The following is a 24,060-nucleotide window of genomic DNA, read 5'->3' on the forward strand; positions in this document are numbered from 1 at the left end:
TGCCCCACGCAGGCGGGGATTTCTCCTTGAGCTGTGCCAAAGACACTCCTTTGGGAAAAAGCTCCAGTTCAAAATGACGAATTCAGGAGCATCCTGTGCCAAACCCACCTCAATTGACCGCAATTGGTGCGGCAAATACGGCATTTTCCCTAATCTTGCTGATCATGTTGGTAGTCGATCGATCGGCTACCATTGGCAAAAAGATAATCTCACAGCCAAGTTTTTTCAACGTACGTTCTTCTGGCAGATATTTGTCGCGGTAATCGCCCCCCTTAACAAAAACATGCGGCCTGATCTGCTGCACCAATGAAATCGGCGTATCGTCGCCCGCCTTACCGAAAGGAATAATATAATCGATGCAGCTCAATTCCGACAAAACATCTATCCGGTCTTTTAGGCTATTGATCGGCCGTTCGGGTCCTTTTAACCGCCTGATGCTTTCATCGTTATTTAACCCAACAATAAGCACATCGCCCTGCGCCTTTGCGCCCCGCAAATAACTTACGTGTCCGCTATGCAGAATATCGAAGCAACCATTGGTAAACACAATCTTCCTGCCTTTTTTTTCGAGCTCGGCCCGCAATGCCTTAATTGCCTGAATGCTTTCGAGGCATTTACCGGGCTCGGAAGTTTGGTTTGCCAAATCGCTAAGGGCACATACCGACGTTTGCGGCTGCTGAACTACCTGATGCGCCGCCGCAATGGCGAGGCTTACCATGGTTTCGAGATCGGCATTTGCTGCGAGTGCCATTAGTGCCGTGGCTAAAAAGGTATCGCCTGCGCCGCTAACTTTCGGGTTTTGAACTTGCGGCACCGCTTTATGAAATTTGAAGGTACCTTTTTCAAATGCGCACACGCCCTGTGCATCCAGAGTTAATAACACAAGCTGGGCGGCGGTTTTTGCGTAAAGCGTTTCGCCGAGCTGGCTCCATTTCGGCAAATCGGGTCTTGGATTTTCGCCTTGACCGATTAGCACACTGGCCTCCTGACAGTTTGGCTTTACAATTGTGGGCTTCAGTTTGAGGTAACGGTGGTAATTCTTGGTATCTAGCGCCATTACCTTGGGCTGTTCGGCGCTCAGCTCTTCCAATTTAGCAATCAATGCATCAACCAGTATTCCTTTGCCATAATCGGCAATAAAAACGGCGTCGGCTTCGCGGTATAATTGCTCGAGTGCGGTTTTCATCGTCTGTTCGATATCGGTAGAAATGGCATGGGTTGAGCCTTCATCAAAACGAACAAGTAGCTGACTATCTGAACTTACCCGGGTTTTATAAAGTGTGGTTCGCTCGCTTACCTTAAAAATATGGTCAGTTTTTAAGCCTGCGGTTTTTAACAGGTTATGAGCAGTAATGGCATAATCATCATTACCGCAAGCACTTAAAAAAGATACATCTGCCCCCAATGCGGCCAAATTTGCGGCTACGTTAGCGGCACCGCCGAGGCAGTATTTTTTGTCTTGCACATCAATTACCGGGACGCTGGCTTCGGGCGCAATGCGGCTGCAGGTTCCCTGTACATACACATCAACGATCAGTTCGCCGATTACAAGCACCTTTTTTGATTTAAATCTTTTCAATATGTTGGTCGCTTTGCCAGTCATAAAATCTTTCTTTTTGGTTGATAAATTCAACAGCTTCTAAAAAATCGCTTGCAATAAAATCGGGCACTCTTTGCAAATTACCGTTTAAACTCCATTCGGTTTCGTTGCCATTGTCGATCAAAATGGATTGACAGCCCGCCAATTTGCCTGCCTCCACATCGTTAAGGATATCGCCAATCATCCACGAGTTGGGCAGATCGATAGCGTGGTCTTTTGCGGCTTTTAACAACATGCCTTCGGCTGGTTTTCTGCAATTGCAAACGGTGTTATAAGGCTTTACAGTTCCATGTGGATCATGCGGACAGAAGTAAAATCCGCTGATGTTAATTTGATGCTCCTTAAAAAGATCGAGTAATCCGTGTTTGAGCTCCTCAAAGGCATCTACTGTAAATAGCCCTTTGGCTATTCCCGATTGATTAGAAACGATGATTAGCAGGTAATCTTTTTGCAATTCCCGTAATCCCTCGATCACACCTTGGTTAAAGGTAATCAGGTTGAGATCGACATTGTAGGGAATATCGGGAATGAGGGTTCCGTCTTTATCTAAAAAAATAGCGGGCTTAACTTCCATAGCTTCCTAACCTTTTTCCGTTCAACGCATAATCGGCGCCAAGCAAAACATCCTGTCCTTTAACGGCCAATGTTCGTTCTTTTGCAGTAGTTTTGCTGGTGTAAAGGGCGTTAAAGAGACGGTTTTCGATAATGGTACACAGCAAGTGTACGAGATGGAGGTGCAGTTCTTGAATCCTTTGGGTACTATCTGATGGAACCACGAGGTTAAGGTGCCCGTAATTGAGCGATTTCCCTCCCGTTTTGCCGAGCATATTGATGCAGAACATGCCTTTTTTACGGGCCATTTGCATCGCTTTTATAATGTTATCAGAATTTCCGCTGGTGCTCATACACAGTAAGATGTCGCCTTCACTTCCGAATGCCTGCACTTGCCGGGCAAATATATCATCGTAGCCAAAATCGTTAGCCCAGGCCGTAATTATTGCGGTATCGGAGTTGAGGGAAATGGCTGGCAAACCTTTTCGGTGCGGAATTTCGAACCTACCAACCAGTTCGGCTACAAAATGCTGACTTTCTGCGGCACTACCTCCGTTTCCACAAACGAGGATTTTATGGCCTGCCTTGAGCGCTTTGGCCATTGTTGAACCAGCTATTGAAATCAGGCTGGATAGTTCGGCCGCGGTTTTTTGAAAGGTGTAAGCGGCTTCTTCAAAGGCAGAACCAATCATATTCAGCTCCGCGTTCTGCACGTCCATTTTCCGATCGTGGATAGCCTTGTAACAGGCGTCCATTTGCTCGGCTACCTGCTGCCATGTAAAATGCCTCCTTACGTGCTCGATGGAATTTTTGCCCATTTTAAAAAGGCGATCCTGATCGGGCAGCAACTCGTTCAACTTTTCGGCCAGTTCTTCGGGGTTTTTAGGGTCTACAAGGTACCCGGTTACGCCCTCAACAACGGTATGCTTTATTCCTCCAACCCGCGAGCCGATTACAGGGGTTCCGCAAGCCATCGATTCAAGGGGTGTTATGCCAAAGGGCTCATACCACGGAGTGGTTAAAAACACATCGGCAGCGCCGTAATAGTATTTCAACTCGTCGCGGTTTTTTCTGCCTACAAAATGTACCTGATCTAAAATACCAAGATTATGGGCCAGTTCGCGAAGGCGATTAAGCTCGAGGTCGTTTTCAACGTCGCTGCTCTCGCCGCCCACAATTACAAGTTTTGCAGGTTGGTTGAGCTTCACTTTTGCAAAAGCTTCAATCACGTTGTCGATCCCTTTTCGCCGCACCATTCGGCCAAGCTGCAGCACTACCCGCTCGTTGTGTGGTAGGTTTAGCATGGACCTGCACTCTTTTTTGGGAATGGGGTAAAAATGTTCGGGATTGAAGCCACAAGGAATGGTGACAATTTTTTCGGGCGCTGCCTGATAGAATTTGATGAGATCGCTTTCATCTTGCGGACACTCAGCGATGATTTTATCGGCATTTTTAACGATCAATCGCTCCAAATCTGTTCTTTCGGCCGGAAAGCGGTCCATTTCTCCCTGATGAAGCGAACGGATATGGCCCAGGGCATGGAAGGTAATAACGAAGGGTACGTCGAGCTTTTCTTTTAACTCCATGGCCACCACTCCGGACATGAAGAAGTTGGCATGAATAAGCTCGTAGTTGAGGTTGTTATCAACGATAAACCTTTCCATTTCTTTTCGAAAGGTGGGCATATACGGAAGGAGTTCTTCTTTGGCCACAACGGTTGGCGGGCCGGCGGTAATAAGTACTACCCTAACGCCTGGCGCAAACTCGTTTACCTGCTTGTCTTTTGGTTGATCCCTGCGGGTAAATATGTCAACCTCGTACCCCATTTTGGCCAATTGGATGGCCAGTTCGGCCACGTAAACGTTTTGACCTCCGCTGTCGGTTCCTCCAAGCAATGCCAGTGGTGAGGCGTGCTCGCTGATAAATGCTATCTTTCTTTTCATGTTAGTTAATTTGGTAGGTGTTTACATTGCGCACAACTTCTTCGAAAAGCTGTTTCCAATCGCTTGCAAACCGCTTGATATCAAATTTTTGGCGGGCATGTTCGTGTGCATTTCTGCCCATTTCCTGTGCAGTGGCTGGCTGTTCGAGCAGCATTTGCATGTAATCGACCAGTTCTGAAACGTTGGTAGATACAAATCCTGAATAGCCGTTTTTGATCTTTACGGCCATTTCGGTTGTGGCAAGGCCCACAATCGGCAAACCGAGCATCATGGCCTCGCATACCGCAAGCCCCAGGCTGGTATATCTGATCGGGTTAAAAAAGAAGCGGTATTGAGAAACGAATGCCGGCAAATCGGGGTGCAGTACTTCGCCAATGCCGTAGCTTTCGGCACCCATGCCCACTAAATCCAAAGGTATTTGTTTCCGTACCTGCTCAAAAATATCGAGACCGAGCAAGCGTCCTCTGGTGGGCAAATTGTTAATTACCACGATGCCCCGTTCTTTATTTCCTTGATAACTAAAAGGATGTGGCAACACACCGTGTTCAATTACTCGGGTTTTTAAGCCGCTACAATCCCACATCAGGGCATTGAAATGGGTAACGTGCACCACCAGCACGTCTTCCTCGCGAACGGGATGCCGGGCGTTGGTTGGGTGATCCCAGGGCGGATCGTGCTCGAGATAAATTCGTGGTAAGGTGCGTTGCGATTCGGATAAAATGTTGTACTGATCTATCAGGTAATTTTCGTCGGTTTGGAAAAGGATAATATCGAAATCCATATTTCTGACTTCGGAGGCATGAACTTCAATCACATTGTCGCCAAAAGGGAATGTTTCGCCCCGGCCTACGTAACCTGTTGATCGCTCATCGTTATAGGGAATGTAAAGGTCGTAATCGCCTTGCGAAAGATACAGCAGGTAACTGCCGTGAATGTGCCATGTAAATACTCGTAAGCGTCCGTTTGATAAATTATTCGACATATTTCGTGTTCGTTACTTGATAGGTATGCTTATCATGAATCTTAAATAATGTTACTGCACCATGTTTGGCCTTCAGTGTAAAGGCTGTTACACTGCGCTCTTAAAAGTCTTTAAGGCGTTGGGGTGGTTGTGGTGCCGCTGTCTCTCATGCTGCTGTCAACAATTGTCGAATCTGGCATTGTTGTGTCGGGTGTTGTTGATGTCATAGCGGTATCAGTACTGGTTGAATCTAATGCGCCAGATTTTGAATCAGAGTTGCAAGAGGCCATAAACATTGCCACTGCGGCTACCATTAAGATGTACTTTTTCATAGTTTTAGGTATTAAGGGTTATATGTTAAGAATCCACTTCGGTTTGCAAAAGTTTTGGGTTACGACCAACGTTTGGTAAATCCCGTATTTACCGAATTAAAAAATAGTAGTTCTCGCAACCTCTGCCTAATAATGTTTGGGGTTGTAGCAAGGTTGCTGCTCTCCCTCTCCTTGAGAAGAGGGAACAAAGAACAGAACCTCTCCCTATGAGCGTTTGGGCGTATGGCAATGCACTTGCTCTCCCTCTCCTTGAGGAGAGGGAACAAAGGATAGCACAAAACTACCGCCACTCATAGGTTGAGGTTTAAAACGCCAACTATGAACGGTCGTCTTTCCGAACTGGTTTCGGAATCTTTATCGCTTAAACCCCCTTCGATGAGCGGTTGGGTTCAAAGCAAGGTCCTTGGTTTCCCTCTCTTTAAGGAGAGGGATGTACTGGCAGAACAAAAACTACCGCCACTCATAGGGTGAGGTTTAAACGCCAACTATGAACGGTCGTCTTTCCGAACTGGTTTCGGAATCTTTATCGCTTAAACCCCCTTCGATGAGGGGTTGGGTTCAAAGCAAGGTCCTTGGTTTCCCTCTCTTTAAGGAGAGGGATGTACTGGCAGAACAAAAACTTCCGCCACTCATAGGGTGAGGTTTAAACGCCAACTATGAACGGTCGTCTTTCTGAACTGGTTTCGGAATCTTTACCGCTTAAACCCCCTTCGATGAGGGGTTGGGTTCAAAGCAAGGTCCTTGGTTTCCCTCTCTTTAAGGAGAGGGATGTACTGGCAGAACAAAAACTACCGCCACTCATAGGGTGAGGTTTAAAACGCCAACTATGAACGGTCGTCTTTCTGAACTGGTTTCGGTCTTTGTAGCTTAAAGCCTAAAAGGTGCTGAAATAAATTCAGCAGGACGTGGTGGGCAAAAACCACAGCCGTTAACAGGGAAGGGTTTACACGGCTGTAAAATCGTTTTACAATTTCGGCTATTCAAAGCCGCCCTGAAAACCTTTGGGGCTTAACAATGTTCAAATTAATATGACTTATGAAGGCGGTTTCCTTACTAGTGAGCAGAATGGAAACCTGTTTTATCTGTCAAAAATCAAACCTATTATAAAAGCGTAATAACCTTTTTTACAGTATGAAGAAAGCCTATTTAATCATGGGACACAAGTCGCCTAAACAGATTTACCGTTTGCTGGATCGGTTAAATGACGAGTTATCACACTTCTTTATCCATATCGATCGCAAGGTAGATATTAGCCCTTTTAAAACGCTTGAAGACTTTGGCGATAAGGTTACGTTCTTAGAGCGGTACAATTCGGAATGGGGTAAATATGGCCTGACACTGCCTTTGTTAGCCGGCTTAAAATCAATTAAAATGACCGGACAGCATTTTGATAGGATCCTACTTCTCAGCGGGCAGGATTATCCGATTAAGAGCAAAAAACAAATCAATGAGTTTTTCGAGAACTCGCCATATTCGGTTTTTATTAACTTTTTCCCGATTCCGAATATGAGCAAGTGGCCGGGTAAGGATAGAGGGGGCTTATATAGGGTAGACAAATACTACTTCGGCACGAAATGGTACGAGCTGTTTTTATCGAAAAGCCTGAATTTGGTTTCGAGGTATATTCCGTTGCTGCGCCGGCGTGTGCCGGATCAAATGCTTCCGTACGCGGGTGAAACGTGGATCAACCTCGATATGTATGCGCTCAATTACATTGTAGATTATGTTGAACAACACCCGGAATATTTAAGGTTTCACCGACATACTTTTGTGGCTGACGAAGTGTTTATCCACATGCTCATTGGTAACAGCACCGACGAGAAATTGTTGAATAGCATAGAAAAAACCGAAAAGCGATTTACAATATGGGAAAGCCCGAAAAGCGCACACCCGAAAGTGCTCCAAAAATCTGATTTTGAGCATATCACCTCATCCGAAGATCTTTTTGCACGGAAGTTCGACCTGGAGAAAGACGAAGAAGTGCTGGATCTTATTGATCGGGAGATTTTGTTCAGGGATTGAGCTGTTTATAACAAGTTAACTAATAATATTTCATTATTGTTTTTCGTTTAAGATTGCATGATCTTGTGTAGGCAAGCTTGGAGGTACAAACCTTACCTTATTCGTCCTATATTTATTCCCTGGCAAAGTCTCTGTAATGTAAAGGTCATACTTATTATCGAAGAAATTGTACCATTCGGCCGACATGTCCATCAGTTCTTTAAAGCTGATGTAGGGATAATTCGGCTTCCTTGATACTATTTCGGCTTTCTTATTCCCTTTTTTGTTTATATAAGAAAAAGTAACATAACTTCTGTAAGGAGGGGCGCATTTGCAGAAAAAAATAAAGGATTGTTCAAAAACATCAACCCATTTTATTTCCATATACATATTCGCTTTTGATATGTTTGTCGTATCTGCTAGAAAAAAGATCTTTTTGCGGGCTTCCTGAGCGTAGGAGTTACTTACAAAAAGAAAAAAGAAAAAGATCAAAAAAAAGGTTTTCATAAGTAGATATTTTAAGGGCAATTTGTAGGAAGTTTTTTACTTGCAGGTACGTTGACCAGATTATCTAGATAGAAAGCATCTCTCTCAGCAGTTGTGATTCCATACTTGGTTAACAAATTATTGTAAAATTTTTCTAGTATGCCTTTATAAATGTTATAAACATTTATCCCGTTAAATATCGAATTCGGTGGTGGCGTACCAGCGTTATTTAGGCCGTAAAGGGCTGCCATTTGATATTGCTTATCAGTGTAGTTACTACCATTTATATCCTTTAAGATTTTAATAAAATTATCGACATAATTCTCTAAAAATAAGGAATGGTCGGAATAGTTGCCATTCACTGACTGACTTGAGGCAGCAGCTTCAAAGCTTACAATATTCATTGCCCAGGTAGAATATTTTGTAGTATCTACAGGATTTCCATATACCCCCGATTTAACATAAAACGTTGAATATGCATGCCCAACTTCGTGTATTGTTGCCATTTGCAAAAACAGCTGTGAAGAGTTATTCATTGCACTAATATTAAATTCAATCTTTGAACTTCGGCCGCCATCACCGAGAGTACTTCCTAGCATATAACTACTACTTGTGCCACCATATGTTTGAGTTGAAAACCCAAAATACAGATCTGGCAAGCCCTGAAGTGAGTTAAGGGTGCCGCCGCCTGGTAATTGTACCTTTTGAAATGGTTGGATTAATTTTCCAAAGGTGCTACTATTTTTTAATCTATTTAATATTAATTTCACCATGCATGGATAATACTTTTGGAGCGAGTCCAGTTTAATCTCAATTTGCGGTGGGCAAGCGGTTACACCTGTTAGTCATCGGATGAATACCTGGCACGCCGCCTAAATTCATCCGATGACTGTATGGGTCAAAATTACTTTGCAAAGGCTTATATGATGTTGGACACGGTCTTGTTTAACTTGGACACGATCCATTGCATTTTTTGATGAGAAGTTCAAAGATTTCTCCTCCAAAGGAGCTCCTGCGGAGCGCTTCGAAATGACGGCAGGTGTCGAAATTAGCATGTTGTTTATAAAAAGAGAAGTCAAGTTTATAAAACTTGACTTCTCTAATGTTGGTGTAATCATCAGATAAATACCTTAGCACGTCGCCTAAAGTCATCCGATGAGTATCTCGAGAAATTTAACACTGCGTTTAACTCATCTTTTTCAACGAAATCTCTACCCGGCGATTTTTCTGTCTGCCCGAGGCTGTTTTGTTACTAGCAATGGGAAGCGTGCTGCCGAAAGGCGTAGTTACAATTCGGTCTGCTTCTACGCCCTTGCTCACCAGGTAATCTTTTACGCTTATGGCTCTTTTGTCAGAAAGTACCCAATTATACTTGTAGGCTCCAATACCATCGGCGTGCCCTCGTAACGATACAGCGTAATTATCACTGATCATCGCGTCGGCAAGCTGGTCGAGCTTCTTATAATAGGCTGTTCTTAGCGAAGGCTTATCAAAGTCGTACTCTAAATTTTTGGTTAATTCCGATAACGCACTTGCGCTATATTTTGCTTTTTTTACCGTTGGCTCGTCTCTATTTGCCTTAACACCAATAAATAGAAACAGCATAGCAACGATGGCAATCAACTTGGTTTTCATACAATTTGGTTTTAGTTTGCTATTAATTATATACAAACCAACAAACTGATTTTCAAAAAGTTCAGCCACAATCGCTCTGGTTGTACCGCTGTGCAGGCTTTAAACCAATTAAGGGTAAAACTAAACAGCATTATACATTTTGGCTAGTTTAGTTTACAACGGTGTTGTCTTTTTGAACGCTGTTTGTAAACCCATTCAATTCTACTGCGCTTCCATAAATATGGTTATTAGTAATTACACACTGGTTGGGCCTTGCGCCGAGTGTAGTAATTGCCAAAACCGGAATGTTGCCAGCGTTTCGGTTGTTGTTTCCCTTTACCACCAAATTATTAATGGTGGCACGATCGGTTCTGATCACAAATCCAAAATCGATTCCGGCGCCACCTGAAGCTGTGCCAGCATATTCAATTGAATTGTCTGAGGCATAAACAATTTGGTTGGCAGCGCCGGGCTCGTAATGGGTATAACTGAAAAACGCATATCTATCGCTGTTTGCCTTCACTGTAAACAAGAATTTATTGTTAAGCACCTGGATTTTATAGGTGGAGGAACCCGATTCGAGACTGATCGCCTTTGCTATGACATCGCGGAAAACGTTTAACTCAATGGACACCTCGGCCTGGTAATCGCCAAAAATATGAACGCCCTTTTCGCAGTTCTCCATCTCGTTTTCGCTCACTTTTGCAGCGGCCAGATTTGCTTTGGGGGCATCGAAGGTGAAATTGAGAATGATGGCTGTTGAAAGCGGGTTGTTTAACAACTTATTGCCCGTAACCTGCACGCCGTAATTACCTCGGGCCTCAATGGCGTAAAGCCTGCTGTTGGTTACTTCATTATTCAGTACATTTACGTTTACGCCCACGGCCGATATTCCGATACCGTCGTGTTCCTGAGCAGGGTCGACCCCGGTTCCGGTAAGCTTATTGCCTTCTATCACCGTTCCATTGGTGTTGCCCCAATCTTCGATACCCATCCGGCCCGCATTTAAAATTGTATTTTTAATTACTTTGCACCCCTCTATTTCATCACCCGCATTATTTCCGTTTGCGGTAATGGCATTTGAATAGGCGTTGGTAAGCACATTGTTTTCAACTAATGTAAAGTCGGCGCCATTTTCTGCATATTTTATGCCCAGTGTATGCACCTTATTGTTTTTAATGATATTCTGTTTCGATTTTGAGCCACTAATCCAAACGGCCTCCATGCCAATAGACGAATAAGAAAGTTCGAAATCGAAGAAACAGCTATCGACGGTAACGTTCGTGCTATTTAGAACGAAGATGCATGCATTGTTCCATTCACTAAACTCGAACCGGCGATCGGAGCTTCTAAAGCGAACGTTGCTGATCAAAATGTTGTTGCTTTCATTGGCAAATAAGAAGCGCCCATTTTGGAGCAGGGTTCCTTGCATATTTCTGCCTGCAATAATTGTGGTTCCCTCCTGCCCTATAAATTTTAGGCCGTTGCGAAGTACAATCGTTTGGGAAATCAGGTAATTTCCTGCCTTTAGATAAATGGTAGCCGAATCGTTTACCAGCTTCTGAAGCGCTTCGGTATCGTCAGTTATTCCATCGCCAGCCAAACCGTACGATTGGAAATAGTTGTCAGAGGTATCAACCTTCTGGAATTTGAAGCCATTGTTGATGACTTTTTCTTTATTGCAGCTACACAGCAGCAACCAAAGAGAAATAATTAAAAAAAATCGGGACATATTTATTAACTTTATAAGCAATTTAAACGCTATATTTTTTTTTCTGTTGTATTTAAAAACCAAGGCAGCATAAAAAACGTATAGTATATATAGAAATTCTAGATTCTCCCGTCATTTATTAGCTTAAAAGCCTTAGGTATAAAGATACACTTTATATTTAAGTATTTGATTGTAAACAATTTATACAAAGCTTAATAACTTATAAAATGACCGGAACTAAAAACTGCATTCGCCAGATTCTTTCAAAAAGCTGCTTATTTATCATCATTCTGTACCTGAGCTCGTGTGCAAGCTCTAAAAAAACGGTTTATTTTATCGATCAACAGGATGCTGTTTTGAAAGCGAATAACCTTTCTTCTAAAAATCTCATTCAGCCGAATGATATTCTCAGCATTGCCGTAACGAGCCTAAACCCTGCCGCAACCGAGGTTTTTAACAAGCCCAACAACTCATTTGTAAGCACCAGCGGGGTAAATGGCGCCACACTTCAATCGCCCGGCTACCTGGTAAATGATCAGGGAAACATCCAGTTTCCGATTCTGGGCACCTTAAAAATCAGCGGAATGTCGACCAACGAGATCAGAGAAATGATTACGAAAAATCTGGTTGATAAAAAACTTTTGGTCGATCCGATCGTTATCGTTCGCCAGCTAAACTTTAAGGTTTCTGTTTTAGGCGAAGTAGCGCATCCATCGGTAGTAAACGTTCCGAACGAAAAAATCTCGCTGCTAGAGGCACTGGGACAGGCAGGTGATATTACCATTTATGGCCGAAAAGATAACGTAATGATTGTTCGGGAGGAAGATGGCGTTAAAAAAATCAAACGGATCAACCTAAACTCCAACGAAATCTTCACTTCTGATTACTATTACCTCAAATCGAACGATATCGTTTACGTGGAGGCAAACAAGGCAAAAGTGTCTAGCTCAACACGTAGCTCAACTTTAATTCCTATTTTATTAAGTGCCTTATCATTTGGCGCAATCATTATTGACCGTATAGCGAGATAGTTATGAATATAATTAAAAACTCGAATGAGCCCAAGGTATCGGGAGGATCTAAAGGGCTGATGATTTTTAAGCTGCTGCCCTATTGGCCGTTGTTTTTGGGCCTGTTTATTGTTGCTGTGGTAAGCGCCTGGATTTATTTGCAAATTACGCCGCAAATGTTCAGTGCAGAGGCAAAAATCCTGATCAATGAAAAAAAGGGCGCCGAGGAAGTTAATCTCGAAGATCCCATGTCGTCAAACCTATCCAAAAAGAAAAGTGTTGATAACGAGCGTGAGGTAATTGTTTCGAGCCCGATAATCAACCAGGTTGTAGATGACCTATCACTGTATGCCACCGTTTATGCGCAGGGTTTTTTATCGAACCAGGTGATGTATAAAGATGCTCCGGTACGGATTGCCCTACAAAATCCAAATACCCTCATCCCCACCAAATCAAAAGTAAAGTTTACTTATACTAAGGCTGGAGTTGTTATCGATGAAAAAGCTTATGATTTTAACAAATGGCACAAGACTCCGTATGGCGTAATGATGTTTCAAAAAAGTGAAAGTGCTTTGGCAAATGACGATCGCACGTTTGCCTTTACGCTTAGCTCACCAAAAAAGGTAGCTGCAACAATCGCCAGCGGAGTTAAAGTGGCCGAGGCCAATAAATTATCAACTATTTTGGTGGTTTCCGTGCTTGATGAAAACCCAAAAAGAGCTGAAGATATTTTGAACGGCATTTTGCAGGTTTACAATAAAAATGCAATTGACCAGCACAATCTTTTGGCTGCCAACACGCAAAATTTCATCAGCAACAGGCTGCTAACGGTAGAAAAAGAGTTGCTGGATATTGAGAATAAGCTGCAAAAATACAAATCGAGCAATGGCGCAATAGATGTGGGTACGCAGGGCAAACTGTATTTGGAAAATGTGAGTGTTAATGACCAAAAAATCGGCGAAATTAACATGCAACTTTCGGTGCTTAACCAGATCGAAAACTATGTGCGTTCGAGAGATTTAACGGGCGGAATAGTGCCTTCAACGGCAGGTATTAACGATCCGGGGCTGAGCCAGATGGTAAAGGATATTTATGAGCTGCAACTAAACGCCGAAAGCCTGCGCAAAACCACTGGAGAAAATAACCCGGCAATGGTGGCTTACAACGATCAGATTAACAAAATTAAACCGCAAATTCTTCAAAACCTGCGCAACCAGCGCAACAGCCTTGCAGCCAGTAGAAACAACCTTTCGGGCACAACAAGCACTTATTCGTCGGCATTACAATCGATGCCGGAAACGGAGCGCAATTTAGTTGATATTACCCGCCAGCAGCAAATTAAGAGCGGTATTTACACTTTCCTTTTGCAGAAAAAAGAGGAAACGGCCTTATCGTATATCGCCAATGGATCAGACAGCCAAATTGTAAGCGGAGCCGAAGCTTCAGAATATCCGGTGAGCCCTAAAAGGAAAATGATTTATCTGGCGGCCGTATTTGGCGCCGGCATACTTGGCATCGGTTTCGTAGCAGCAAAAGAAAAAATGCGACGCAATATCATGTTTCAGCATGAAATACAGTCGCTTACGAAATTGCCTGTAATTGCGGAGATAAGTGCAAACAGTTCGCCCAATCAAATTGTAATTGGCAGCAGCCAGCGCACATTAATTGCTGAACAGTTTAGAAGTTTGCGCACAACGCTTCATTATTTGGGTATCGGCAAGCAAAACAAGCGCTTAATGGTAACTTCGGCCATTGCCGGCGAGGGGAAAAGTTTTGTAGCATCTAATTTGGCGGTTACGTTGGCCATGACGGGCAAAAGGGTTGCTTTACTCGATTTCGACCTTAACCACCCCACCATTCACCACAAATTTGGTATTAAGCAAGCAAAGGGCATTTCGGAGTATCTTGAGGGCAAAGCCAGCGTTGAAGAAATTATTCAGGACTCAAACGCAGACCCTAATCTCTTCCTTTTATTAACTGGAAAGCTCCCTGTAGACCCTGCTGAATTGATATTAAATGGCAAGGCGGAAGAATTGCTCACCTATTTAGATGAACATTTTGATTACCTCATTATTGATGTGCCACCCATCGGCCCCGTATCAGATGCGTATGCAATTGCACCACTGTGCGATGCCACTTTGTTTGTAGTGCGCCATGCCTATACGCCGAAAGTATTTATCGAACGTATTGACGAAAATATTAAATTAAACAATCTTCCGAACCCGGCAATCGTATTTAATGCAGTTGCCCAACGCGGTTACGGAAAAAACAATTATGGATATGGTTATGGATCGGGTATGGTTTATGGCGGTACTTACGATCAAAAACTAATTCAATAGCGCTCAGTAAAATGAACAAAAAAATACTAAAGTGGAATTTCATCTTTCAGTATGGTTATGTCATAACTAATATTATTAACGCACTCATATTGTTGCCTTTATACTTGCACAAAATTGATAGCGCAACGCTTGGCCTTTGGCTGGCAACGGGCAATATACTGGCGTGGATGACACTTGCCGATCCCGGAGTTGGCGATGTTTTGCAGCAGAAAATAGCGCAGCTTTACGGGCAGAATGAATTCTCAGAAATCAATAAAACTATTGGCTCAGGCATCATGACGTCTGCGTTCATTTTCGGGCTCTCGATTATTGCTGGTATCGTTTTTTATTTACTTATCGGCACCATTATCGATAAAGATGTTTCTAAATATGCGGGCCTTCAAACGGCGTTAATGGTATCAATCATCGCCACCGGTTTATCGTTGGTTTCCTTTAGCCTGTCGGGCATAAATCAGGGTTTGCAAAATCCGGTTCATGTGGCCATTGGCTCCCTATCGGGTAATTTTATCTTTTTGGCGGTAAATGTGGTGCTTTTATTTTTAGGCTTTGGGGTAATTTCAATAGCCATATCGAACATGTTGAGGGCATTTTACATCAATATTTACAACTACATCGCATTGCGCAGGGTACTTCATAAGCATCAGCTGTTTATCGATTTTGATGTAACCCACTTAAAAAGATTCGTAAAAATATTTTCGTTTACGTCTATTTCCCGCATTATTGGGGGTTTTTCGGCCAGTTTGGATATGATTGTGCTGGCCAGGTTTGTGGCACCAACAACAATAACGCTTTTTGAAGTGAATAAAAGACCCATTCAAATGTCGCAGTCGTTAATTGGCAGGCATTCGGTAGCGCTAATGCCCATGATATCGCATGCGAATGGCAAGGGCAACCACAGGCAGATTAAAAGCTTAATTAACACGCAGTTTAAATATTATTACTACGCAGCCATTTTTATCGGGCTGATTTTTTGCATCAACTACCACACCTTAATTACGTTGTGGACGGGGCCGGGCAAATACATTGGCAACACCATCGTTTTCTTATTAATTGCCAACTTCTTTTTTGCCCAGATCGGCTATTTTATGGCCAACATAGGCTACGCACTTGGCGATATCAAAATGAACAGCTACATCAATATCTGCAAAGGAATTATCTCTGGCGTGCTGTTTTATTTTTCGGGCAAGTATTTTGGTATCGTTGGCTTAATCATCGTGATGGTAACAGTAAGCGTTCTGGTCGATTTTATATTTTTCTCTTATCGGCTGCACCGCCTGGGCTTTTTGAGCACGGCATTGGTTGGCAATATTTTAAAAAGGTGGCTGGTTGTCATTCCGCTTGCTATACTGGCGGGCTGGCTAATTAGTTATGCCACCGATTTATTTATTCCTGCCCAAATGCGGCTGGTAAACTTATTAATTAACGGTGCTTGTTTTACCTTTTTTTATATCACAATGGTGCTTTTAACAGATGGCGAAATTCGCAGCCAGTTGCGCCATGTGCTTAACAAAGGTTTAACAAAGAATATGAGAACGGAAAAACTTACGATCAAAACTTAAAAAAAGAATGGCAAAATTTGTAATCATGCTACGTGTCAAAGATGGCATGTTCTTCGCCGATGAGTGGCTGCAGTGTTTCGAAAAACTGGCCGATGAAATTGTTGTTTTGGATAACGGATCTACCGACGGAACTTACGAGAAACTTAAAGCGCATCCGAAAGTTGTTGATATTATACAAACGGAGGGCTACAACGAGGGTAGAGACAAAAATCTGCTTTATGATCGCGTTCGCCTGCGTAAACCCGATTGGTGCCTGTGGATCGATATCGATGAAATATTTGAACCTGAACTTACGCGGGCGCATTTCGATAAGTTGATGGAAAGCAAACTCTTCAACAAGTATGCCTTTAGGCGGTTCCATTTTATGGATAGAAACCACTTTGCTGGGTCGCTTTACAGATTAAACTACTCTGCGGGCCACGATAGGCTAATGTGGCGGGAACACCCCGACGGCTATTTTCAAGACCTTATTATCGACTCGCCCAATGTAAAGGGAATTAAGGGGCTTAAGTACAACACCAATTTCAGGTTGAAACATTTGGGGTATATAAACAAAGAACTGGTTGATAAGAAGGCCGACATTTACAGGCAGATCATCCCCGAAAAGGAAGATATTTTTCAAAGCATGTACCTCAAGGGCGAAAGGCCCATTAAATGGATCGATGAACGAAAGCACCCTAAAACAGTGATGCTTAACCAGGTTTTGAACGTGTTGCAAATGACACATATTGTGCCCAAGGTAATCAGGAGGATAAAAAACGCGTTTTAATGAACTACGTAATCAAGATATTTAATTATGAATTTGAGGTAAAGGAAATCCTGCTGCTATTCTTTTCCTTTTTTCTGATGGAAAATATTTTTTCGTGGCTGGTTTTGCCCAATTCGGTCGTTATCCTGCTTTACGAAAAGATATTAAGCTTACTGATTTACGCTTTGCTGCTATTCAACTTCCCCAAGCTCAAAACCAGCGAACAGGTTTACCTGGGGCTGGTTAGCTTTTTTATTGTTCGCCTTATTTTTGAGTCGATGGTCGATTATGGCTCCATATTTCAGCAACTTACGCTGTATACCATTCTTTTTCCTGCCATATTTATCATCTATGTAAAGTGTATTTGCAGGTCGTTCGACTTCGATATTCTCGAATTTATTGCGAAATTTTATCTGGCCACCTACATCATTTTTATGCTTGTGTATGGGCGGGGTTTTTCATTTAGTTTAGACAGTGTAGAAATGGATGACTACGGCCCTTTCTCTGGCGATAGCAGGATTATCCATGCCCGATCTATCTTTATGATGATTATTCCCATGCTCTGGTTCTTCGATAAATATCTCCGCGAACGGAAAACAGCATCGCTCGTTGCTTTTATATTTTGTCTCGTTGTAATTGTTATCCACCAGCACCGTTCAGTTTGGGCAAGTAGTCTCTTCGCCCTTGGCGTTTACTTCTTTATTGCTACGCGGAATGAGCTTATCCATTTCTCGAGAACAGCTAAAGTATTTTGGTCAGCGGCGATGGTGCTGTTGCTTGTTTACTTTATTGTTTCGCAGCTTTTTCCGGGTACAATTGAATTTTTTGCCGATCGGTTTAGCGAAATACTCGACCCAGCCCGCGAAGATGGAACGGGAAAGTTCAGGGCAGACCAAAGACGCGTTTACTTTCCGATGGTATTGGAACGGCCGTTTTTCGGGTGGACATTTGAAGGCTTTGAAATGCCAAACCCGCTGGTAGACTGGTGGCCCGAAAAAACCGGGCAGCATTTTCACGAAGGTTTTATGGAAATGCTCTTTTACCATGGCTTTCTTGGGTTAATACTTAAATATTTTTACGTGTTGTACTTAGGTTACAAGGCTTTTTTTAAAAACATCGATGAAAAATCGGCCATTTTAATTGCGTTTAGCGTTGCCGGCCTCATCTTCTCGTTTAACTACGTGTTGCCACTCATATATTGGGGCGTTGTAGGCGTGTGCCTCTATTATTTGGAGAGAACTGCCAGTACGGCGGCGGATGATCATCCTTACGATATTGAATACATAAATGTAAATGAGACAGTACCGCAATCATCAGATCAAAGAGTTATTGAAACCGTTAACGATTAAATAAACATCAAACTATGAACCATATTTGTACGTGGATTTGTGTCGACGCAGTTGGCGAAGAAAGCATTTACCCCCAAACGGGCGAGAAATCGTCGGGCCTTAAGCATCAGAATATTTACTGGCGCTGCATCCTCTTGTTTTTTGCAACAAGTAAGCGCTTTAACAAAACACAAAAACATATTCTTTTTAGTAACACCCGTCAATTTCCTGTGCTCGATGGCAAGGATGTGAGGGTTGCGCTCGAAGCACTTGATGTTGAAATTATTTACACAGATTTTAACTATAAAACGCCAAAAGGTTATTTCAATTTATTTCAAAACCAGTTTTACGAGTTTTCGATCCTTGAATACATCACCAAAAACAACACAAACCAGCAAGATCAGTATTTAATACTCGATTCCGATTGCATTTTCACCAAAAACATTGATGAACTTTTCGATGTGGCGGCACCTGCGGGGTTTATTTCATTTGAGGATGACTGCAGCACAGATTTGGTGATTCACGGATTGAGCAGAAAAGATATGAAAACTCTGTATGAAGAGCTTTTAGGACGCGAAGTTAATGAGATTCCCGGTTACCATTATGGCGAGTTCTTTTTGGCAAACGTAAAAAACATCAATACTATTTTTAACGATTTTAAAATATTGTGGCCCGAACTTCTTGCAAGATTTGAGGCCGGGCTACCCAAATTTAACGAAGAAGCGCAAACCCTGAGCTATATTTATTATAAAAACAACTTTATCGCAAGCAAGCGCAAAGACCTCCTGAAGCGGTTTTGGACCAATCCGGTATTTTACAGAAACGTAGAAAATACAGATACGGACGTAGCGATTTGGCATTTGCCATCAGAAAAAACATATGGCCTTGCAAACCTGTACAAATGGCTCATTTTGAAGCACCCAAATTTTGGCCTCGATGTTTCGGCACAACAATTTACCAGTAATGTGCGGAAAATACTGGGCGTACCCAAACTCACCCTCGGCCGCTTTACAAAATACTATGTGGTGAGCTATTACAGGGCAGCAAATAAAAGAATCAAGAAAATGATTACCGCTTAAAAATGAATACTTATTAAAACGCAACTCAAAAATTTAGATTATGGAACAATCATTAGTTATAGGCGTATTTTGCTACAATAGGGTAAGCAAGCTTAAACGCTGCATAGAAGCGTTGCTTAAAAACCCCGAATGCCCGCATCTCGACATCATATTTTTTAGCGACGGGCCAAAGGATGAGGCGGGACGAAAAGCAATTCAGGAAGTTCGCGATTACATTGACAATTTAAAGGGATTTAAGTCGGTAATAAAGCATTACCGCGAGCATAACCTGAGTACAGGCCCGAATTTTAGAACCGGCCTGACTTACCTCAGCGAAAATTACGAGCGTTTTATTGTTGTTGAAGACGATTTGATCGTTAGCCCAAATTATATTAAATATTTGACGGATGCGCTGGAATTTTACAAGAACGACCAGTCGGTGTTTTGCGTTACAGCTTATGTTTTCCCCATTAAAAAAGAAGATTACCCCTACGATACCATCGTTTACAAGCGTTTTTGCTCGTATGGCTGGGGCAGTTGGGGTAATCGTTTTCCGAATATTATCTGGGAACATGATGAACTGGAAAAGCTGATGAAAACATCGCCCGGTTTCATGCGTCGCCTCACCGCCGAAGGTGCAGATTTGCCGCGGTTGTTACGAAAACAGATTGCGGGCATCATATCCACCTGGGATATTCAGATGCAAACGCATGTGGCCGAAAATCGGCTGAAAGTAATTTACCCAACGCTTTCTAAAGTAGATAACATTGGCTTTGATGAGGAATCGACCAACACATCAGGAGTGAATTACCTCATTACACCGATTGACCCGGGTGTGAAAAGAAGTTTTAGGTTTTGCCCGGCAAATAACATCAATCCGAGGCTTCAATCGCAAATCAAAAGCCCTTACAATTATTCAACGCTAGTAATTCGCAAACTTAAAAACGATTTTTTAAAGTTTACTAACAATATCCGAAAAGCCGAATAATGAGGGTTTTGATTATCCATACGTACTATAAATTGCCGGGCGGCGAAGACTCAGTTGTTGAAAATGAGGCCGAACTGCTACGATCGAACGGCCATATTGTAGATTTGCTGCCGTTTCACAATGCCTCAAAAACCTTACTCAAAGTATTTTTTCTTTTCTTTAATCCCGCAGCATACCAGCGGGTAATTGGTAAGATCAAATCATTTACTCCCGACGTTATCCATATTCACAACTTCCACTTTGCTGCATCGCCTGCAATTTTATATGCAGCAAAACGACTAAAGGTACCGGTAGTAATGACGATGCATAACTTCAGGTTACTCTGCCCATCGGGGAGTTTATTTTTTAACGGACAACTCTTTACCGACTCACTTAAACAGAACTTTCCATGGTCTGCCGTAAAAAAAGGTGTGTACCAAGGGTCGAAAGCCATTACGTTTTGGCTGGCGCTATCAAATTATCTTCACCGGAAAATGGGCACATGGTCAATCGTTAACGCGATGATCTTTCTGGGAGAACACAGCCGAACGGTATTTAAACAATCGGGGGTTACCTCTACTAGAACGGCATTGCTTATAAAACCAAATTTTACCATGCGCAAGTCCCTGCGGGAGCCAGCAACAGGCGAATATTTTCTTTACGTCGGCCGACTTACGGAAGAAAAGGGAATAAAAACGTTACTAAAAGCCTTCGAGGGCCAGCACGCATTGCTCAAAATCGCAGGCACGGGGCCATTACATCATCTCGTAACAGAAACCACCGCAAGAAATTCAAATATCGAATACCTTGGCCAGCTGCCGCCGCCGGAGGTTGCGCGGTTGATGCGAAGCGCCAAAGCTTTGGTTTTTCCCTCTGAGTGGTTCGAAACTTTCGGAATGGTAATTATCGAAGCCTTTTCTTTGGGCACACCAGTTGTTGCTGCTAATCTTGGCAACGTTCCATCAATTGTGAGCGATAAAGTAAATGGATTGTTGTTTGAGCCAAGCGATGCAGTTTCGCTTCGGAAAGCGATAACGACTTTTGATGAGCTGAATGCTGATGAAAAGTTGAAACTGAAAAATCAAGCGCTAGAAGCTTACGAGAAGTCTTTTTCTCCGGAGGCGAATTTGCAGCAGCTTGTAAAAATATATTCTGATACAATGTCAGTCTGAGCGGAGCCGAAGGCCCTTTGCCAACCGTTGACTGAAGTCAACGGCAATGAAATGTAATTTGAAAAATGCAATTCGCCTGTCCATTCATTGCCGTCAGTTTCAACTGACGGGATACATTGGCAATGAATCATATACAATTTGATAATAAATAGATCCCCAGTCAAGCTACCAATGACAGATTCTCAAATTTGGTCGTCTTTTCGACTGTAGCGCAGCGGAACGGAGAAATCTTTGAAGCATTTTTTCGATGCGGAGTCCAAAGATTTCTCCGCTTCGGTCGAAATGACGATTCGCCAAAAAAAACTGTCATCCCAACTCCTTTGTTTTTTTAAAACTGATCTCTGAGGATGACGACCGTTCATGGTTGGCGTACCGTCAACTGAAGTCAACGACAATGAAATGTAATTTGAAAAATGCAATTCCCCTGTCCATTCATTGCCGTCAGTTTCAACTGACAGAATGATGAGGAGCTTAATGAAAAGTAAGTTTCTGCCTTAAAATATAATAGATGTAAACCGGGCCATAATAGAAATAGCGTCTCCACATTTTCCGCGGATTGCTCATAAAGCGCCCAAACCACTCCAATTTATATCGAATTAACAGTTCACTGGGCCGCTTTACCGTTTCCGAATAAAAATCGAATACAGCGCCAATTGCACAAATAACCTTGGCATCAATCTGCGATTTAAACTGTTGTGACCATTTTTCTTGCTTTGGTGCAGTAAGCCCAATAAAAAGTGCGTCAGGGTGAAAAGCATTAATAGCAGCAATCATTTGCTGATTATCCTGGTCGCTAAACACTTTCTTAAATGGAGGAGCGTAATAGCCTACCTCTATATTTGGAAACTCTTGTCCTATCCGGTCTTTAATCTTTTGAAGTGTTTCATCGCAAGAGCCAAGGTAAAAGCACCGTCCCTTTTTGTTATTTAAGTTGGTAAGAATATGGAGATGTAAATCGGCACCGGAGATTTTATTAATCTTTCTTCCGGTCAAAATTCGCTCTGCTATTACCACACCTTCACCATCAGGGAGTAAAACGTCAGACCCTTCGAGGGCGTTTCTAAATTCGCTATCTTCCTTGGCTACACAATACGAATACTGGTTGATGGTATTGATTACAGTCTTTGATTCCAAAGATAACTCATCCAAAGTTCCAGCGTACAAATTGTAGCTAATTCCCCTCGCCGATGCATTGAATAAATCGCCCATAACTCAAATCATTTAATTACATAAAAACTGATTGCCTATGTATAAATTATATACGTTTTTTAAGGCCCTATAGTTTTAAAATAAATCCTATTATTTTAATTTTTATTTTTGCAACTGTAAGATTTACAACCATTTGGAATAACCAAGTAAGTAAGTCACTACTAATTACCTAAGCCCCGTTAAATCGAGGCATTAACGCTATAAATTTTACCCTGCTAAATGAAAAACTTACGTATCAAGTCTGCCAAAACATCAAAACAAATTCACCTTCTGCTCATCACAAAAACCAGTTCAGAAACCCGAACAGCACCCCACCAAAAAAGCAACCAGTCAGACGATTTGCTGTGCGAACTTTACAATTGCTATGCATCAAGTTTACGAGCGGTAATTTTCAACCTTGTTCCATCTGCCGAAACCACAGAAGACCTGCTTCACGATTCGTTTGTTAAAATCAATAATGCACTTCATACCTATCAGCCCCAGCGTTCGCAACTGTTTACCTGGATGAAAACCATCGCCAGAAACACAACAGTTGATTATCTGCGGATGAAAAGCACGAGAAACAGCACGTTAAACAAGCCCATCGATTTTTGTAAAGAGGAACTCAACGTTCAATACTTTTCTTCTGTAAATACCGACTTAATTGGCATCAAACAATTGGCCGAACGATTATCACCGGAAAATTTCTCCATCATCAACCTGGTGTATTTTCAGCATTTTACTCATGAAGAAGCAGCAAAAAAATTGGGCATGCCATTGGGCACCCTCAAAACGAGGCTAAGAAAATCGATAACACAATTGAAACAACTTTTCAATTAAGCCCATTCGATTGCTGATAGCCATATTAAATAGCGTTCGCTAATAGCTACAATAAACTGAGGTCTAAATTTTAATTAAACCATAGCTAGCAATGTTTGCTAGCTATGGTTAAGTGAACTGCTTTCACTAAGTTCTGTATAAAGGTCCACCATCCAGAGGAGCCTTTAAACTAATCTAAATCGTCCCGTGATTTAATCTAACTCAATAGTATTTACGCGAATTACCATACCCGAGATGTTATAGAAACGTTAATTACCTGCAATTGGGAAAGTTCTGCACAACATTATACAGGCGCAATTACGGACAGCAAGTTGTGGCTGTTTTTGCATTAAAGACTTTTGTACCAGAGATTTGCTCCTTCGGGCGTCATGATGGCTGCGAAGATCATCTTGGCTTAGGTATGAGAAAATTTTGTGAACTGCATACAAGGGCAAAAAATAAGCATGCTAGTTTAGAACCGCCCTGCATCGCTAAACTGTTCAATAAACGGGGCGGGATTGAAAAAAGAGATTACAAAAAAAAGCCCATCAATCCTGATGGGCTAATACTTTCTTTTAAATCGCTCCCGTTGATTTAATTCTAGCAGGCCAAATATACACCATATAACTACGCTCAGCATTCAAGAAACTGTATATGGATACAGATTGTAAA

At 42.4% G+C, this 24,060-nt stretch carries 21 protein-coding genes; 11 read left to right on the forward strand and 10 right to left on the reverse strand.

Going from position 1 to position 24,060, the window contains the following annotated elements:
* Positions 1-109 precede the first annotated feature (109 nt).
* From rfaE2 to IZT61_RS08520, 5 genes are all read right to left on the reverse strand, one after another.
* Positions 110-1,603 (reverse strand): D-glycero-beta-D-manno-heptose 1-phosphate adenylyltransferase, encoded by a 1,494-nt coding sequence (gene rfaE2 / locus IZT61_RS08500; RefSeq protein WP_196100730.1) that lies wholly within the window; start codon positions 1,601-1,603, stop codon positions 110-112.
* Positions 1,566-2,174, reverse strand: coding sequence for a D-glycero-alpha-D-manno-heptose-1,7-bisphosphate 7-phosphatase (locus IZT61_RS08505; protein WP_196100731.1), 609 nt, complete (start codon positions 2,172-2,174; stop codon positions 1,566-1,568). The genes rfaE2 and IZT61_RS08505 overlap by 38 nt, the downstream gene beginning before the upstream one ends.
* The gene (locus IZT61_RS08510; RefSeq protein ID WP_196100732.1) at positions 2,164-4,095 is read right to left on the reverse strand and encodes a glycosyltransferase; all 1,932 of its coding nucleotides are present in this window, start codon (positions 4,093-4,095) and stop codon (positions 2,164-2,166) included. Before IZT61_RS08510 ends, IZT61_RS08505 begins: the two co-directional genes overlap by 11 nt.
* Before the next feature lies 1 nt (position 4,096).
* Positions 4,097-5,077, reverse strand: a complete 981-nt coding sequence (locus IZT61_RS08515) for a glycosyltransferase family 4 protein (protein ID WP_196100733.1) — start codon at positions 5,075-5,077, stop codon at positions 4,097-4,099.
* Between the two features lie 110 nt (positions 5,078-5,187).
* Positions 5,188-5,388: a hypothetical protein gene (locus IZT61_RS08520; protein ID WP_196100734.1), complete on the reverse strand. Its 201-nt coding sequence runs from the start codon at positions 5,386-5,388 to the stop codon at positions 5,188-5,190.
* A 1,131-nt stretch (positions 5,389-6,519) separates the two neighbouring features.
* Between IZT61_RS08520 and IZT61_RS08525 the strand changes: the two genes are divergently transcribed.
* On the forward strand, positions 6,520-7,410 hold the full coding sequence (locus IZT61_RS08525) for a beta-1,6-N-acetylglucosaminyltransferase (RefSeq protein ID WP_196100735.1): 891 nt from the start codon (positions 6,520-6,522) through the stop codon (positions 7,408-7,410).
* A gap of 33 nt (positions 7,411-7,443) precedes the next feature.
* On the opposite strand, the gene IZT61_RS08530 is transcribed toward IZT61_RS08525, so the two are convergent.
* The 4 genes from IZT61_RS08530 to IZT61_RS08545 all read right to left on the reverse strand — a co-directional run bounded on the left by IZT61_RS08530 (position 7,444) and on the right by IZT61_RS08545 (position 11,221).
* A complete protein-coding gene (locus IZT61_RS08530; RefSeq protein ID WP_196100736.1) occupies positions 7,444-7,896 on the reverse strand; it encodes a hypothetical protein in 453 nt (150 codons plus the stop codon).
* An 11-nt stretch (positions 7,897-7,907) separates the two neighbouring features.
* Complete coding sequence (locus IZT61_RS08535; RefSeq protein WP_196100737.1) at positions 7,908-8,648, reverse strand: hypothetical protein; 741 nt, start codon at positions 8,646-8,648, stop codon at positions 7,908-7,910.
* 412 nt (positions 8,649-9,060) lie between these two features.
* Positions 9,061-9,510 (reverse strand): OmpA family protein, encoded by a 450-nt coding sequence (locus tag IZT61_RS08540; protein ID WP_196100738.1) that lies wholly within the window; start codon positions 9,508-9,510, stop codon positions 9,061-9,063.
* Positions 9,511-9,658: 148 nt separating this feature from the next.
* Entirely contained in the window at positions 9,659-11,221 is a 1,563-nt protein-coding gene (locus IZT61_RS08545) for a glycosyl hydrolase family 28-related protein (protein ID WP_196100739.1), read from the reverse strand.
* Positions 11,222-11,427: 206 nt separating this feature from the next.
* On the opposite strand from IZT61_RS08545, the gene IZT61_RS08550 reads away from it, so the two are divergent.
* From IZT61_RS08550 to IZT61_RS08585, 8 genes are read left to right on the forward strand one after another with little or no spacing between them, the layout of a single operon-like run.
* Positions 11,428-12,231, forward strand: coding sequence for a polysaccharide biosynthesis/export family protein (locus IZT61_RS08550; RefSeq protein ID WP_196100740.1), 804 nt, complete (start codon positions 11,428-11,430; stop codon positions 12,229-12,231).
* A 2-nt stretch (positions 12,232-12,233) separates the two neighbouring features.
* Complete coding sequence (locus IZT61_RS08555) at positions 12,234-14,549, forward strand: GumC family protein (RefSeq protein ID WP_196100741.1); 2,316 nt, start codon at positions 12,234-12,236, stop codon at positions 14,547-14,549.
* Positions 14,550-14,560: 11 nt separating this feature from the next.
* Positions 14,561-16,108, forward strand: a complete 1,548-nt coding sequence (locus IZT61_RS08560) for an MATE family efflux transporter (protein ID WP_196100742.1) — start codon at positions 14,561-14,563, stop codon at positions 16,106-16,108.
* Between the two features lie 7 nt (positions 16,109-16,115).
* Positions 16,116-16,877 (forward strand): glycosyltransferase family 2 protein, encoded by a 762-nt coding sequence (locus IZT61_RS08565; protein WP_196100743.1) that lies wholly within the window; start codon positions 16,116-16,118, stop codon positions 16,875-16,877.
* Complete coding sequence (locus tag IZT61_RS08570; protein WP_230383908.1) at positions 16,877-18,205, forward strand: O-antigen ligase family protein; 1,329 nt, start codon at positions 16,877-16,879, stop codon at positions 18,203-18,205. The genes IZT61_RS08565 and IZT61_RS08570 overlap by 1 nt, the downstream gene beginning before the upstream one ends.
* A gap of 14 nt (positions 18,206-18,219) precedes the next feature.
* Entirely contained in the window at positions 18,220-19,263 is a 1,044-nt protein-coding gene (locus IZT61_RS08575) for a hypothetical protein (protein WP_196100744.1), read from the forward strand.
* A 40-nt stretch (positions 19,264-19,303) separates the two neighbouring features.
* Entirely contained in the window at positions 19,304-20,230 is a 927-nt protein-coding gene (locus IZT61_RS08580) for a glycosyltransferase (protein WP_196100745.1), read from the forward strand.
* Entirely contained in the window at positions 20,230-21,381 is a 1,152-nt protein-coding gene (locus IZT61_RS08585) for a glycosyltransferase (protein ID WP_196100746.1), read from the forward strand. The genes IZT61_RS08580 and IZT61_RS08585 overlap by 1 nt, the downstream gene beginning before the upstream one ends.
* Positions 21,382-21,852: 471 nt before the next feature.
* On the opposite strand, the gene IZT61_RS08590 is transcribed toward IZT61_RS08585, so the two are convergent.
* Complete coding sequence (locus IZT61_RS08590) at positions 21,853-22,590, reverse strand: WecB/TagA/CpsF family glycosyltransferase (RefSeq protein WP_196100747.1); 738 nt, start codon at positions 22,588-22,590, stop codon at positions 21,853-21,855.
* 219 nt (positions 22,591-22,809) lie between these two features.
* Between IZT61_RS08590 and IZT61_RS08595 the strand changes: the two genes are divergently transcribed.
* Positions 22,810-23,409 carry an RNA polymerase sigma factor gene (locus IZT61_RS08595; RefSeq protein ID WP_196100748.1) on the forward strand — a complete coding sequence of 200 codons (600 nt, stop codon included), beginning with the start codon at positions 22,810-22,812 and terminating at the stop codon, positions 23,407-23,409.
* 313 nt (positions 23,410-23,722) lie between these two features.
* On the forward strand, positions 23,723-23,986 hold the full coding sequence (locus IZT61_RS08600; RefSeq protein WP_196100749.1) for a hypothetical protein: 264 nt from the start codon (positions 23,723-23,725) through the stop codon (positions 23,984-23,986).
* The last annotated feature ends 74 nt before the right edge of the window (positions 23,987-24,060 follow it).

It is taken from the genome of Pedobacter endophyticus (genome assembly GCF_015679185.1).
In the GTDB taxonomy this organism is placed as follows: domain Bacteria; phylum Bacteroidota; class Bacteroidia; order Sphingobacteriales; family Sphingobacteriaceae; genus Pedobacter; species Pedobacter endophyticus.

What these genes read in the sequence shown, in the direction of transcription:
- IZT61_RS08530 (WP_196100736.1), bottom strand. Translation starts at nt 7,896, where the DNA reads ATGAAAACCTTTTTTTTGATCTTTTTCTTTTTTCTTTTTGTAAGTAAC.
- IZT61_RS08560 (WP_196100742.1), top strand. Translation starts at nt 14,561, where the DNA reads ATGAACAAAAAAATACTAAAGTGGAATTTCATCTTTCAGTATGGTTAT.
- IZT61_RS08565 (WP_196100743.1), top strand. Translation starts at nt 16,116, where the DNA reads ATGGCAAAATTTGTAATCATGCTACGTGTCAAAGATGGCATGTTCTTC.
- IZT61_RS08545 (WP_196100739.1), bottom strand. Translation starts at nt 11,221, where the DNA reads ATGTCCCGATTTTTTTTAATTATTTCTCTTTGGTTGCTGCTGTGTAGC.
- IZT61_RS08580 (WP_196100745.1), top strand. Translation starts at nt 19,304, where the DNA reads ATGGAACAATCATTAGTTATAGGCGTATTTTGCTACAATAGGGTAAGC.
- IZT61_RS08585 (WP_196100746.1), top strand. Translation starts at nt 20,230, where the DNA reads ATGAGGGTTTTGATTATCCATACGTACTATAAATTGCCGGGCGGCGAA.
- IZT61_RS08540 (WP_196100738.1), bottom strand. Translation starts at nt 9,510, where the DNA reads ATGAAAACCAAGTTGATTGCCATCGTTGCTATGCTGTTTCTATTTATT.
- IZT61_RS08510 (WP_196100732.1), bottom strand. Translation starts at nt 4,095, where the DNA reads ATGAAAAGAAAGATAGCATTTATCAGCGAGCACGCCTCACCACTGGCA.
- IZT61_RS08520 (WP_196100734.1), bottom strand. Translation starts at nt 5,388, where the DNA reads ATGAAAAAGTACATCTTAATGGTAGCCGCAGTGGCAATGTTTATGGCC.
- IZT61_RS08515 (WP_196100733.1), bottom strand. Translation starts at nt 5,077, where the DNA reads ATGTCGAATAATTTATCAAACGGACGCTTACGAGTATTTACATGGCAC.
- IZT61_RS08570 (WP_230383908.1), top strand. Translation starts at nt 16,877, where the DNA reads ATGAACTACGTAATCAAGATATTTAATTATGAATTTGAGGTAAAGGAA.
- IZT61_RS08590 (WP_196100747.1), bottom strand. Translation starts at nt 22,590, where the DNA reads ATGGGCGATTTATTCAATGCATCGGCGAGGGGAATTAGCTACAATTTG.
- IZT61_RS08595 (WP_196100748.1), top strand. Translation starts at nt 22,810, where the DNA reads ATGAAAAACTTACGTATCAAGTCTGCCAAAACATCAAAACAAATTCAC.
- IZT61_RS08550 (WP_196100740.1), top strand. Translation starts at nt 11,428, where the DNA reads ATGACCGGAACTAAAAACTGCATTCGCCAGATTCTTTCAAAAAGCTGC.
- IZT61_RS08535 (WP_196100737.1), bottom strand. Translation starts at nt 8,648, where the DNA reads ATGGTGAAATTAATATTAAATAGATTAAAAAATAGTAGCACCTTTGGA.
- rfaE2 (WP_196100730.1), bottom strand. Translation starts at nt 1,603, where the DNA reads ATGACTGGCAAAGCGACCAACATATTGAAAAGATTTAAATCAAAAAAG.
- IZT61_RS08575 (WP_196100744.1), top strand. Translation starts at nt 18,220, where the DNA reads ATGAACCATATTTGTACGTGGATTTGTGTCGACGCAGTTGGCGAAGAA.
- IZT61_RS08555 (WP_196100741.1), top strand. Translation starts at nt 12,234, where the DNA reads ATGAATATAATTAAAAACTCGAATGAGCCCAAGGTATCGGGAGGATCT.
- IZT61_RS08525 (WP_196100735.1), top strand. Translation starts at nt 6,520, where the DNA reads ATGAAGAAAGCCTATTTAATCATGGGACACAAGTCGCCTAAACAGATT.
- IZT61_RS08505 (WP_196100731.1), bottom strand. Translation starts at nt 2,174, where the DNA reads ATGGAAGTTAAGCCCGCTATTTTTTTAGATAAAGACGGAACCCTCATT.